Origin of the sequence: Peptoniphilus sp. HMSC062D09, assembly GCF_001811425.1 — a bacterium.
In the GTDB taxonomy this organism is placed as follows: domain Bacteria; phylum Bacillota; class Clostridia; order Tissierellales; family Peptoniphilaceae; genus Peptoniphilus_A.
Genome location: NZ_KV804687.1, coordinates 1 through 12749, shown reverse-complemented (window position 1 = coordinate 12749; position 12749 = coordinate 1). Strand labels below are relative to the sequence as shown.

Below are 12749 nucleotides of genomic sequence, written 5' to 3'. Positions count from 1 at the left end.
TATTAGATGGAGGTCAAGATGAAACATTTAATAGAGCCCTTAGATTTTACAAGAGAAGAATACGAAGAAATTTTTAGACTAGTTGATGACATTATCGCAAATCCAAATGATTACTCTCATGTTTGCGACAATAAGTTATTGGCTAGTCTTTTTTTTTGAGCCATCAACGAGAACGAGATTATCCTTTGAAACAGCTATGTTAAGACTTGGAGGAAGGGTAATTGGTTTTTCTGATGCAGGAGTTAGCTCTTCAACAAAGGGAGAAACTCTTTTAGATACAATTAGAGTAATAGAAAACTATGCAGATATTTGTGCCATGCGTCATCCCAAAGAAGGGGCAGCACTTCTTGCATCAAAGACAGTTACTAAAATGCCAATAATAAATGCAGGCGATGGTGGACACTTTCATCCAACGCAAACTCTTGCCGATTTAATTACAATAAGGCACTACAAAAAATCCTTTGACAATTTAACTATTGGACTTTGCGGAGATTTAAAATTTGGAAGAACTATTCACTCTCTTGTGAGAGCCTTAAACCGCTATGAAAATGTAAAATTTGTATTTATTTCTCCAGATGAATTAAAAATGCCAGAGCCCTTTAAAAACTTTATAGACAAAGAAAATTATAAAGAAACAAGAGATCTCATGAGTGCCATAGGCGACTTAGACATACTTTATATGTCAAGGGTACAAAAAGAGAGATTTGTATCATCTGACGAGTATGAAAGATTAAAGGACTACTATATACTTACAGAAGAAAAATTAAAATATGCAAAAGATGACATGTATATCCTTCATCCTCTTCCTAGAGTAAATGAAATTGCAACTGAAGTAGATAAGGATCATCGTGCAGTTTATTTTGAACAGACAAAATTTGGCATGTATGGCAGAATGGCACTTATTATGAAACTTTTGGAGGCTAACAAATGATAAATGTTTCAAAAATTAAAAAGGGAATTGTACTAGATCACATAGAAGCAGGCCGTGCTCATGTACTTTATAGGGCCTTGGAGCTAGAAAAAGTTACTGATGCAGTTGTTCTTATGCAAAATATTTTTTCAACTTCCTTGGGCAAAAAAGATATAATAAAAATAGAAACGGATTATAATTTAGACTTTACAGTTTTGGGACTTATTGCACCACACACTACAGTTAATTTTATAGAAGATGGCGAGAGAGTTAAAAAAATTCGCATGGAACTTCCTGAAGTGGTAGAAGGAGTTTTAAAGTGCAAAAACCCAAGATGTATAACAAATAGTGAAAGAGAAATTGCAGGTCACAAATTTTACCTCTATGACAGAGAAAAAAAGGAATACAAGTGTGAATATTGCGACACTCTTACAACTTATGGAGAATAAAATGGCAAAGATTTTAGAAAATATTCATGTATGTAAAGATTATTTTATACTGAGAACGGATTTTAAGGGAAAAATTTATCCTGGACAATTTTTTATGCTAAGAGCTTGGGAAGATTATCCCACACTTTCAAGACCAATTTCAGTTTATGATGTAACAGAGGGGGCTGACTTCTTAGTAGAAAAAAGAGGAATAGGAACAGAAATACTTGAAAAATTAGAAGCAGGCGACGACATAAAATTATATGGTCCCTTTGGAAATACATTTTATGCAAATGTTGATGAAGTTGCCCTAGTTGGTGGTGGAGTTGGTGTGGCACCCTTCCACTATTTAATTAAGGAAATTCAAAAATTAAAACCTGAGTCAAAAATCACCTTATACATTGGAGAAAGAGAAGAACTTGAACTTGAAAATGCCTTTAAAGATGTGTCTTGCGACATAAAAATAAAAAAGGGTGGCTTTATAACAGACGTAATTGATTTTGGAAAACATGAATTAATTTATGCCTGTGGACCAGAAATTATGATGAAAAAAGTTGTAGAACTTGCAAAATCTCATAAGATAAAAACTTATGTATCTCTAGAAAAGAGAATGGGTTGTGGTCTTGGAGCTTGCCTATCATGTTCTTGTGAGACAAAAAATGGCAGAAAGAGATCTTGCAAGGAAGGACCAATATTTAAGGGGAGTGATTTAATTGACTTCTAGAAGTGAAATAGATTTAGCAGGAATAAAATTAAAAAATCCAATAATTATGGCTAGTGGAACTTATGGCTACGGAGAAGAATTTAAAAATTTCTACGATCCAAAAATTCTAGGAGGAATATCTTCCAAGGGAATAACTAGACACCCAAAAAAGGGAAATGAAGGCATAAGAATTTGGGAGACACCATCAGGAATATTAAATTCCATTGGACTTGAAAATCCAGGTGTTGAAGAATTTGTAAAAGAAAAAATTTCTTCAATGCAAGAACTTGGAACAGAAATTTTTGTAAATCTTGGTGGCAACACAATAGAAGAATATGTTGAATCTACAAAAATTTTAAATGACTATGAATTTGCAGCCATTGAATTAAATATTTCTTGCCCTAATGTAAAAGAAGGTGGCATGGCTTTTGGCATGGATAAGGATTCTGCAGCAAAAGTTGTTCGTGAGGTCATGAAAGTTACTAATAAAAAAGTTTTTGTAAAACTATCTCCCAATGCAGGGGACATTGTGGGAATAGCAAAGGCAGTTGAAGCAGAAGGTGCAACAGGTCTTTCACTGATAAATACAATTCTTGGCATGGCAATTGACCTTAATAGAGAAGAAATTGTCTTTAATAACACCTACGCAGGACTATCAGGACCAGCAGTAAAACCAATTGCACTAAGGATACTTCATCAAGTGGCAAGAGCAGTTGACATTCCAATAATAGGCATGGGCGGCATCACATCTTATAAAGATGTCCTTGAATTTTTAATGGCGGGAGCTACTGCTGTTGAAATTGGAACTTATAATTTTATGAATCCCAAGGCAGGAGCAGAAATTATCTCTGACCTTGAAAAATATTTAGAAGAAAAAAATAAAAATATAAGGGATTATATAAAGAAATTGGTATAAATACCTGTGTAATTGTAGAAAATAAATAATTATAAAAATGGAACTATTGTTATAAGCTAAAAAATATTTTTTGATTTTAAAAAGATTTTGTTTAAAATCAGTTATCTATATAATATTATTAATAATTAAGAAAAAAATTAAATATGAAATATTAGAACTTTCTAGGGTTTAGAAAGTTCTTTTTCGTGGTAAGTATTAATAAAATAAAGGAGGTAGTCCTATGTTCAATCTTTACAAGGATATATACGATGCCCAAATGAATTTGTTAAAATCTTTTAATCAGGGAAATGAAAATGATGATAAAGAAAAATTAAGTTTGGAAGATTATTTTAGAGAAATGGCAAGAATAAATGAAAAGATGGTAGAAAATATTTATGAAATGCCAAAAAATTATATGGATACTATGAACAAGTTTAATCCTTTCCAAGCTGATTATAGTGAAAAAATGAAGGGACTTTTTGAAGTTAATCCTTATTTTGAAAATTTTATGAACTTTCAAAAATTTTTTGCTGATAATTTAAGAGAGCCAAATAAAGTTTATAGCGATTTTATGAATAATTTTAAGAATTATTTTCCAATGCTAAGTGCCAATGGTAAGTTTGTGGAAGATTATAGTTTAGCTGCAAAAAATCTTTTTAATTCTTACAAGAAATATCAAGAAAATTATATGAATATTTTTATGCCAGAACAAGTTAGGGATAGGGCAAAAGAAATTTTAGATTTCAATCAAAAGTTTTTTGGTAATTTTAACTTCATGATTCCTAACTTTGGAAATATGCCTTTTATGACAGATAATTTCTTTGGTAAGATGGATTATTTCAAAAATATGGAAAAATTTTCACAACAAATGCTAAGCAACTTAGAAGAATACGAGAAATTATTTGGTGGTAATGAATATTTTGCCAGCACTTCCAAGGTTTTAGGATTTCAAAGAACTTTTATTGAAAAATCTATGAGGTATTTTGAAGTTTATATTAATTACTACAAGGAAATATATGCTGAAATTGCAAAAATTTCTGAATTTACTTTTGAAAAATATAGAAATGATTTGGAAGAACTTGCTAAGAAAAAGGATCCTCAAGAAGTTTATGATTTCTTCCAAGAAAAGACTAAGGAACAATACAAGAAATTATTTGACCTTGATAAATTTAAGGAAGTTTATAAGAAGGCTGAAGAGGAAACTAAGTCTCTCAGAGAAGAACTATTTAAATTAAATATGGATTATATGAATTTTGTGGAACCTTCAAGTAAGGAAGATGTAAAAGATTTAAATAATCAAATTGTAAAGATGTCAAATAAGATCGATTCTTTAAATAAGGAAATTGAAAGATTAAAGAGCAAATAAGATTTAAAATTAATAAATAAATAAGAAAAGAAAAATCTCGGCTGCTGTCGAGATTTTTTGCTGTAGATTAATTATCTTATAATTTTTCGGCATGAAGTAATCTTTGTGCCGATTTTTATTTGCCTTGCAATTTGAAAAATATTATATAATATCTTTATAGATATAATAATTTGCAGGAAAAATTTTATTAATGGGATAATTTACTAAATATTTTTCTTGATATTTTTATTCGTAAAAATTTATTCGCAAGTTTTTAAAAACTTCATAAAAAAGGGGGAAACTATGAAAAAATATTTTTTAATTTTAATGGCGTGCCTAATGTTTTTATTTGCTGCTTGCAATAAGACAGCTTCAAGTGAAAATAAAGCTGAAAGCAATTATCCACCCATGGTTAAAGTTAAGGGCACAATCTATGTGGACACAGGCTATGAAAATGCCATGGTCACATGCGGCACTGCAGATGGTCAAATAAAAACTACTGTTGATGGGAGAAAGATGCCTAGTAAGGATGATGAATCTAATTTTGGCAAGGGTTATGGCTACCAAATTTGGGAGAAGGGCTATATAAATGTTCAAATTGACAATAGGTGGATTTTATTTAGGGACCTTGACCTAAAAGATGAAAGCAGAGAAATTCCTGAGTGGGTTGCTCATTTTACAGGCAAGGTAATAAAAGCAGAAAGTGATTCTCTTATGGTTGAAGCAACTCAAATTGATGATAGATTTTATTTTAAAGAAATAATGACAAAGCCAATTTCTCTATCAATTGAAAATTTAGATAATTCTGAAGATGGTAATGTCACTACAAAGGGCCTTGAAGGGAAGAATGTTGAAGTTTATTTTGGCGGAAAAATTAAAAATATTGAGCCGGAAAATTCTGCTCCAATTTTTCTCGAAAATATTTATAGGATTATTGTGAAGTAAAAAAATTTTTTTAAGAGAAATTATTTATAATAAGAGTTAAATACATTTTACAAATACACTTTAGCATATTATAATCTTAATAAATAGTTTTTATTTTGTAATTTTTTAAAGGAGAAGTAATGGATTATAGAAATGGATATAAGGATACAATAAAGGCGAGAGAGAGAATTAGGGATTATGTTTATGACACTCCTCTTATTAGGTTAGATTATATTTCTGAACTTTTAGGCACATCAGTCTATGCTAAGTTAGAAAATATACAAAGGACTAATTCTTTTAAAATCAGAGGCGTAATAAATAAAATTAGAAAACTTTCTGATGAAGAATTAAAAAGAGGTCTTGTTACTGCTTCTTCTGGAAATCATGGAAAGGCTGTGGCGACTTGTGCAAAAATGCTTGGCATACCTGCAAAAGTCGTTGTGTCAGAAACTTCTACTGATTTAAAGAGACAGATGATAAGAGATCTTGGTGCTGAAGTTATTGTTTCAACTGTAGAAAAAAGATTTGATCTGGCAAGAGAAATTGCTGAGAAGGAAGGCATGACTTTTATTCATCCATCAGATGATTTAGATGTTTCTGAAGGTCAAGGTACTCTTGCTGTTGAAATTTTAAATAAAATGGATCATATAAAATTAATTGTTCCTGTTGGTGGTGGCGGACTTATTTCTGGCATTGCCCTCTACACTAAGGGTGTAACTAGATGGTCTAAAGTTATTGGAGTTGAACCAGAAAATTTTCAAAGATATACAAAATCTTTAAAAGAGGGAAGACCTACTAATATTAAAAAGGGCGAAACAATTGCTGATGGCTTGATGTCAATTACTCCAAGTGCCAATGCTTTTGAAGTAATAAGAGATTTAGTTGACGATCTTGTAACTTGCCAAGATAAATTTATTAAAAAAGCTTTAGATTTGTTGTATAATAAAGAGAAAATAATTGTTGAGCCATCTGCTGCTATTGGTCTTGGAGCAATTTTAGAAGGAAAAATAAAATATGATAATAGAGATAAATTGGTTCTAATTATCACTGCTGGCAATATAGATGGAAGTACAATTGAAAATATAATAAATTCATAAGGGAGGAAGCTATGAGGAATTTTATTTGTAGTAAATTTAGTAAAGTAGCACCGTCAGGTATAAGAAAAATTAATGAAAAAACTCTTCAAATGGAAAGAGAAGGCAAGAGAATTTATCACTTCGAAGTTGGTAGACCTGATTTTGATACTCCAAAGGTAATTAAAGATGCCACTATAAAAAGCATTGAAAAGGGTGATGTTTTTTACACTTCAAATTTTGGAATAATGGAATTAAGAGAAGCTGTTGCTGAGAAATTAAGAAAAGAAAATAATTTAGATTATTCTGCAAAGGAAATTTTAATAACAGCAGGAGCAAGTGAAGCAATTTATGATACTTATTCCTTAATTTTAGAAGAAGGCGACGAAATTTTACTTCCAAATCCATGTTGGCCAAATTATGTAAATGCGGCTCATATTATGAATGCAGTTCCTGTAAGATATAGCTTAGCCCAAGAAAATGATTTTCAAATTGATTTTGCTGAATTAGAAAAACTTGTAACTGAAAAAACTAAAGCTATTGTAATTATTACGCCATCAAACCCAATAGGATCAATGCTTACAAAGGAAACTACAGAAAAACTTGCTGAATTTGCAAAGAAAAAAGATATACTTGTAATTTCTGATGAGATTTATGAGCAAATTATTTATGGAAATAAGGAACATTATTCTATAGCATCTATTGATGGAATGAAAGAAAGAACTATTACTATAAATGGCTTCTCAAAAACTTTTTCTATGACAGGTTTTCGTCTTGCTTACATTGCAGCTCCAGAAGAATTTATTAAAGTTTTAAATACAATTCACCAACATAACACATCTTGTGCAACTTCCTTTGTTCAACACGCAGGTATTACTGCACTTAAAGAAGCAGAAGATGATGTTAAGAAAATGGTTGAAGAATATAAGAGAAGACGTGATTATATTTTAGAAAAAGTTAATTCTATTGATGGACTTAGCTTAAACTCTCCTGATGGAGCTTTTTACGCTTTTATAAATATTAAGGGCGTTGGAGTTTCTTCAGAAGAATTTTGTCAATATCTTCTCGATGAAGAATGTGTTGCAGTAGTACCGGGCACAGTTTTTGGTAGTGCAGGGGAAGGCTTTATTAGATTATCCTACGCATCTTCTTATGAAGATATTGTTGAAGGCTTAAATAGAATGGAAAAAGCCTGCAAGCATTTTATGAATAAATAGTATTTTTAGAATTTAAATGAAAAAATTTTTTATAATACTTTTAAATGTTCTTATTTTTGCTGGGGCATCAATTTTACTTTCACGGACTGAAAAGAGTGGAGATTTGATTATAAGAATAATTTATTCAGTAGTTTTAGTAAAAGCAGGATTTAATATAGAAAAAGCATTAAAAAATGAGTAGGTTAAAAAATAACCTACTCTATTTTATTTGCATAAGTTTTTAAAAATATACCAACGACTTTGTGAAATCTTGAGATGTCTGTTATATAGGCATAGTCGCTGTCATAAATTCTTTTTATATTTAAGCTTTCTGATTCTTCTCCAGTGAAAACTCCAAAACTGTTGATGCCTTTAAGTCTCGTCAGGAGCACTTCCTTTGATGTGTCCATTACAGCCTCATCGTCCTTGTAATTTTCTCCTGGAATTTTTGATGCACCAACTATACCAATGTCAATTTCGTCAAAGGGAAGTCCATCAGTTAAAACTATTAAAAATCTTCTTGCATCATAATTTTTTGAAATCAAGTGGCGCATAAATTTTATGGCAAGACCATCTCTATTGGATCCACTTGGGGAATATTTGAAGATGTCCTTGTTTTTTGAAGATGGGTCCTTGTAGTCCCTATATTTTTTTAGGACTAGATAATTATAAAAATTGTTGTAAGAAAAAATCCTAGTTTTTATATTTAGACTTGTGAGGGCCTCTGCTATGATGTAGGATTCTGTTGCTACAATTTCTTTTCTCTCATTTTGGGATGCAGAAGAGTCAAGAAGTATATCTACAAAAATTTCGCTAGAGTCCTTTCTATTTATTTTTCTAAAAACTCTGTCCTCATTTAATTCCTTTGATTTCCAAATTTCTGATGGGATAATTTTTCCTGAATTTGATTTTACAATTTCGTCTTCTGATTCCTTTAAGAGGGAATTTTTTATGATGCCTGCAAGTTCACGAATGGCACGCTGATTTTGAATTTTATTGTCTTCATAAAATTTTAAATTATCCTCATAATTATTTTTTTCTTCTTCAGCAAAATAGGAATTTTTATTTTCAAATTCGCCGCTTGGAAAATATAATTTAATGTCTTTGTGGATGCCTGTGGAAATTTCTCCAGCAATTTTATCAGAAACATATCTCTTTACTTTTTCTTTGCCATAGTGTTTTTCTAGGGCCTCATAAATATTTTGGTCGCCAAAATTATTTTTAAAAGAATCTTCTTTTACATTGATGTCTCTATAATCGTCGTTGAAAAAAGTAAATTCCGCAGATTCAATGTTGTACCTCTCGAGAAAAGTATTATCAAGCAATTTTTTTCTCTTGTAGGGGGCACTTTTCTTGGAAGAGGAATTTGACTTTTTTTCCTTTTTAAATTCCTCATAATTTTCATCAAGGTCCTTGGGAAGATTTTTATTAATATGAAAATATTTTTTGAAGAGATATTTTAAGAAATCCAAATACATAAAGGTGTCCTTATCCTTAAAATTATAAATTTCATCTAACATCTCTTCCAAAACTCTTTGAATTTTTGGATATTTGCCTCTTTCTTTTCTAATGTAGCCAATTTTAAGCTCCATTGTCAAAATAATTTTTCGCCTATTTAGATTTTTTAAGATTTCCTCGTCATGGGATTTTTTAAAATCAAGGGTGCCAGGTCTTTCCAAAATCATTTCCTGAGAAAAAATATTTTCCATAATGAGTTTTGAAATTTCCCATAAGTCTTTTTTGTTGTTTAAATTATTTACATAAAGCTTAAGAAAATCATCTATTGTATAAAAATCAAAGTACCTTGAAGCGTAGCCAAGTATGGAAGCCTCGTAGGCATCAATTGGTTTAAGGGAAAAATTAAAAATATCAAAATCATAAAAATCTGAAAGAGTCCAAAAAATATTTTTTAGTCTATTTTCATCCTTCAAATAAATCAGCTCTCTTTATGTCCTTTAAAAAGAGAGTGTCAATTACATCTGTGACAATTTCTCTTTCATAGGAGTCAAAAGTCTTATCAACTATACCAAGTTCAAGGGAATCTCTTATGCCAAGGCCTCTATTCATAAGTTCGATGCTAGAAAGGAGTCCACGAAGGTCAATTGCCTTAGAAGAAATTTCTGAATTTAGAGATTTTTCTTGCAAGTCTAAAAATAATTTTGTGAAAATTTTTATGGCGCTGTCCTTTAAATTTGTGTTTTCTTTAAACAATTTTGCCAAGTCACTTTCTGCAATTGTTGGCATGTCGATTACCAAAAATCTTGAGACAAGGGCCTCGTTTAAGTCACGAGTGCCAATGTAGCCGTAGTTCATTGTGGCGATAAATCTCGTTGCGTCATGAAGATTTAATCTATCATAGCCAGAAATATCTAGGACTCTTCTGTAATCAAGAGTTGAGTGGACAACAGAAAGGGCTTCGTTTTTTGCCATATTTATCTCGTCAAAAACTGCAAAGCCGCCTTGTTCTGCTGCTTCATAAACTGGACCTTTTTTTAGGGTTACTTCGTTGTTTTTAAAGGTGTCAGACCCAATTAAGCTTGATGGGTCTGATGCAATGTTAAGAGAAACTGTCCAAAGTGGTCTCTTAAAAAGATAAGCAAGATTTTCTGCCAAGACATTTTTTCCCGTCGCTTTTGGTCCAGATAGAAGGATGTTGTCGCCAGATAAAATTGCAGCAATTGCCTTCTCCCAAGTTTTTTTGCCATAATATTTATATTTTATTTTTGGAATTCTATATTCATAGTCTTCATTTAAGTCGTGTTTTTCTATAAATTCATCTACTCCCTTAAGTAGATCTTTTGAAACGCCTTGTGAAAGTAAAAACTCTCTCATTTCATCACCTCAAATGTATTATAACAAAAAGGTGGATTATGTGTGGACAATAAATTTTGTAAAAGGAAGATGTTACTGTTATAATGTAATAAAGAAGGAAGGGAGATAGCTATGGCTTTTACATCTAAATCACTTATTGCTTTAATTTTAGGTTTTGGGGTTTATGTGGGAATTTTTGTACTTATAATTTTGGCAATCCTCGCCCTTATAAAATACTTAAAAAAATAGTTTTGCTTAAGGAGGTAAGTCTATGAATAAAGAATTTGCAGGTTTTATGTATTTAGTTCTTACATTCTCTGTGCTATTTAGATTGGCAATTTTTATTCTTATAATAGTTTTAATCCTTGCCCTTATAAAATACTTAAAAAAATAAAACCCTAGAAGGCTTTAAAAATAAAAAGGATATGGTATAATATAGATAAAGAGGACACCGTTAAAAGCGGTCACCCTTTAATGACTAAATTTTAATTAAGCCATCTGTAGTAGTGATACAGGTGGCTTTCTCATATCTTACTTATCTTTTTTAATGATAAGGGTTATAAGCGTGCCAAAAGCAATCATTAAAGACAGAGTCTCAAATATACTCATAGCACCACCCCCTCTTTATAGAAGGGTAACCACCTTAGTATGTCCTCATACATATTATAATCTTTTGAAACAAATCAATCAATTGACTTTACTTTATTAGCCAAAAAGCTTGAACTTATTTTTCCTTATGGTATAATAAAAAAAACTAAAAAAGACAATAATTGAGAATAGTAATTTTAGAAAGTTTTTTAGAGAGCAGATGGTTGGTGCAAATCTGTAAACGAATAAAATGAATCCACCTCATAGTCTATGAATTTTTAAGTGAACCATTTGGTTAATTAGGGTGGCAACGCGGGTCTCTCGTCCCTTTAGGGATTGAGGGGCTTTTTTTAATTTAAGGGAGGATTTATGTTAGACATTAAATTTGTAAGAGAAAACCCAGAAGCAGTAAAGGAAAATATTAAAAAGAAATTCCAAGATGACAAACTTCCACTAGTTGACGAAGTTATAAAAATTGACGAAGAACTTAGGGAAAAAAAGACTAAGGGCGACAATCTTCGTGCAGAAAAAAATCAAACTTCAAAAGAAATTGGTGGATTTATGCAAAAGGGCGAAAAGGACAAAGCCGAAGAAGCTAAAAAAAGAGTTGCTGAAATAAATGAAGAAATTACAGAACTAGAAGCAGCTGAAAGAGATCTTGCTGAAGAACTTAAAAAGAGAATGCAAGTTATTCCACAAATGATTGACGAATCAGTGCCAATAGGAAAGGACGACAGCGAAAATGTTGAAATCGAAAGATTTGGCGAACCAGTAATTCCAGATTACGAAGTTCCTTATCATGTTGACATCATGGAAACTTTTAACGGAATTGATTTAGATTCTGCAAGAAATACATCTGGTGCAGGTTTTTATTATTTAAAGGGAGATATTGCAAGACTTCACTCTGCAATTTTATCTTATGCAAGAGATTTTATGATTGACCGTGGTTTTGAATATCACATTCCACCATTTATGATTAGATCAGATGTTGTTACTGGTGTAATGAGTTTTGCTGAAATGGAAAATATGATGTATAAAATTGAAGGAGAAGACCTTTATCTAATTGGTACATCTGAACACTCAATGATTGGTAAATACATCAACACAATAACTCCAGAAGAAGAAATGCCTCTTGCACTTACTTCTTATTCTCCATGTTTTAGAAAAGAAGTTGGAGCTCACGGCATTGAAGAAAGAGGAGTTTACAGAATTCACCAATTTGAAAAACAAGAAATGGTTGTAATTTGTAAGCCAGAAGATTCAAAGGATTGGTTTGTAAAATTGTGGCAAAACACAGTGGACTTTTTCCGTTCACTAGAAATTCCTGTAAGAACTCTTGAATGTTGTTCTGGAGACTTGGCAGATTTAAAGGTAAAATCTCTTGATGTTGAAGCCTTTTCTCCAAGACAAAATAAATATTTCGAAGTTGGATCTTGTTCAAACCTAGGCGATGCACAAGCTAGAAGACTTAACATCAAACTTCGTGGCAAGGACGGCACATATCTAGCTCACACATTAAATAACACAGTAGTTGCACCACCAAGAATGTTAATTGCCTTTTTAGAAAACCTTCTTCAAGAAGATGGCAGCGTAAAAATTCCAAAGCCACTACAAATGTATATGGGCGGCATGGAAAAAATTGTGCCAAAAAATAAATAAAATTTTCTAAAAAAGACTTGAATTAATTTTATTTGGGTAAAATAAACATAGATTGTTTTAGGCAAAATAATTTGATATAATTTATTGGCTTAGGGGAGTAACATTTAAATTTTCAGTCGTCATTACGGCATAGCCCGGCTGGAAAGCTTATTATTAAGTTTGTGAGACCGATGTAACAATCGGTCTCTTTTTGTACGCTTTAGCATGAATAAACCAC

The 12749-nt window shown here is 31.4% G+C and carries 12 protein-coding genes, 1 pseudogene and 1 other annotated feature; of the genes and pseudogenes, 10 read left to right on the top strand and 3 right to left on the bottom strand.

The annotated features are described in order from the left end of the window. The first annotated feature begins 18 nt into the window (after positions 1-18). From pyrB to HMPREF2801_RS01370, 8 genes and pseudogenes are all read left to right on the top strand, one after another. A pseudogene (gene pyrB, locus HMPREF2801_RS01405) lies at positions 19-931 on the top strand (aspartate carbamoyltransferase). Then, positions 928-1359 (top strand): aspartate carbamoyltransferase regulatory subunit, encoded by a 432-nt coding sequence (locus HMPREF2801_RS01400; protein WP_070610230.1) that lies wholly within the window; start codon positions 928-930, stop codon positions 1357-1359. Before pyrB ends, HMPREF2801_RS01400 begins: the two are co-directional and overlap by 4 nt. 1 nt (position 1360) lies before the next feature. Then, positions 1361-2062 (top strand): dihydroorotate dehydrogenase electron transfer subunit, encoded by a 702-nt coding sequence (locus HMPREF2801_RS01395; protein WP_070610229.1) that lies wholly within the window; start codon positions 1361-1363, stop codon positions 2060-2062. Then, complete coding sequence (locus tag HMPREF2801_RS01390) at positions 2052-2957, top strand: dihydroorotate dehydrogenase (RefSeq protein ID WP_083303691.1); 906 nt, start codon at positions 2052-2054, stop codon at positions 2955-2957. Before HMPREF2801_RS01395 ends, HMPREF2801_RS01390 begins: the two co-directional genes overlap by 11 nt. Before the next feature lie 220 nt (positions 2958-3177). Continuing rightward, the gene (locus HMPREF2801_RS01385; RefSeq protein WP_070610228.1) at positions 3178-4302 is read left to right on the top strand and encodes a hypothetical protein; all 1125 of its coding nucleotides are present in this window, start codon (positions 3178-3180) and stop codon (positions 4300-4302) included. A 282-nt stretch (positions 4303-4584) separates the two neighbouring features. After that, positions 4585-5226, top strand: coding sequence for a hypothetical protein (locus HMPREF2801_RS01380; RefSeq protein WP_070610227.1), 642 nt, complete (start codon positions 4585-4587; stop codon positions 5224-5226). Between the two features lie 119 nt (positions 5227-5345). After that, positions 5346-6302 carry a threonine ammonia-lyase gene (locus HMPREF2801_RS01375; protein ID WP_070610226.1) on the top strand — a complete coding sequence of 319 codons (957 nt, stop codon included), beginning with the start codon at positions 5346-5348 and terminating at the stop codon, positions 6300-6302. A gap of 11 nt (positions 6303-6313) precedes the next feature. After that, positions 6314-7495, top strand: coding sequence for a pyridoxal phosphate-dependent aminotransferase (locus HMPREF2801_RS01370; RefSeq protein WP_070610225.1), 1182 nt, complete (start codon positions 6314-6316; stop codon positions 7493-7495). Between the two features lie 194 nt (positions 7496-7689). Here HMPREF2801_RS01370 and HMPREF2801_RS01365 read toward each other — a convergent pair whose 3' ends face one another. Continuing rightward, positions 7690-9405, bottom strand: coding sequence for a vWA domain-containing protein (locus HMPREF2801_RS01365; protein ID WP_070610224.1), 1716 nt, complete (start codon positions 9403-9405; stop codon positions 7690-7692). Beyond that, entirely contained in the window at positions 9395-10306 is a 912-nt protein-coding gene (locus HMPREF2801_RS01360) for an AAA family ATPase (RefSeq protein ID WP_070610223.1), read from the bottom strand. Before HMPREF2801_RS01360 ends, HMPREF2801_RS01365 begins: the two co-directional genes overlap by 11 nt. Before the next feature lie 250 nt (positions 10307-10556). Between HMPREF2801_RS01360 and HMPREF2801_RS09525 the strand changes: the two genes are divergently transcribed. After that, complete coding sequence (locus tag HMPREF2801_RS09525) at positions 10557-10679, top strand: hypothetical protein (RefSeq protein WP_256387792.1); 123 nt, start codon at positions 10557-10559, stop codon at positions 10677-10679. 137 nt (positions 10680-10816) lie between these two features. Here the strand turns inward: HMPREF2801_RS09525 and HMPREF2801_RS09575 are convergent, their stop codons facing one another. After that, a complete protein-coding gene (locus HMPREF2801_RS09575; protein ID WP_147629743.1) occupies positions 10817-10894 on the bottom strand; it encodes a putative holin-like toxin in 78 nt (25 codons plus the stop codon). 148 nt (positions 10895-11042) lie between these two features. Next, positions 11043-11205, top strand: a binding site (T-box leader). Between the two features lie 37 nt (positions 11206-11242). On the opposite strand from HMPREF2801_RS09575, the gene serS reads away from it, so the two are divergent. After that, on the top strand, positions 11243-12532 hold the full coding sequence (serS, locus tag HMPREF2801_RS01355; RefSeq protein WP_070610222.1) for a serine--tRNA ligase: 1290 nt from the start codon (positions 11243-11245) through the stop codon (positions 12530-12532). The last annotated feature ends 217 nt before the right edge of the window (positions 12533-12749 follow it).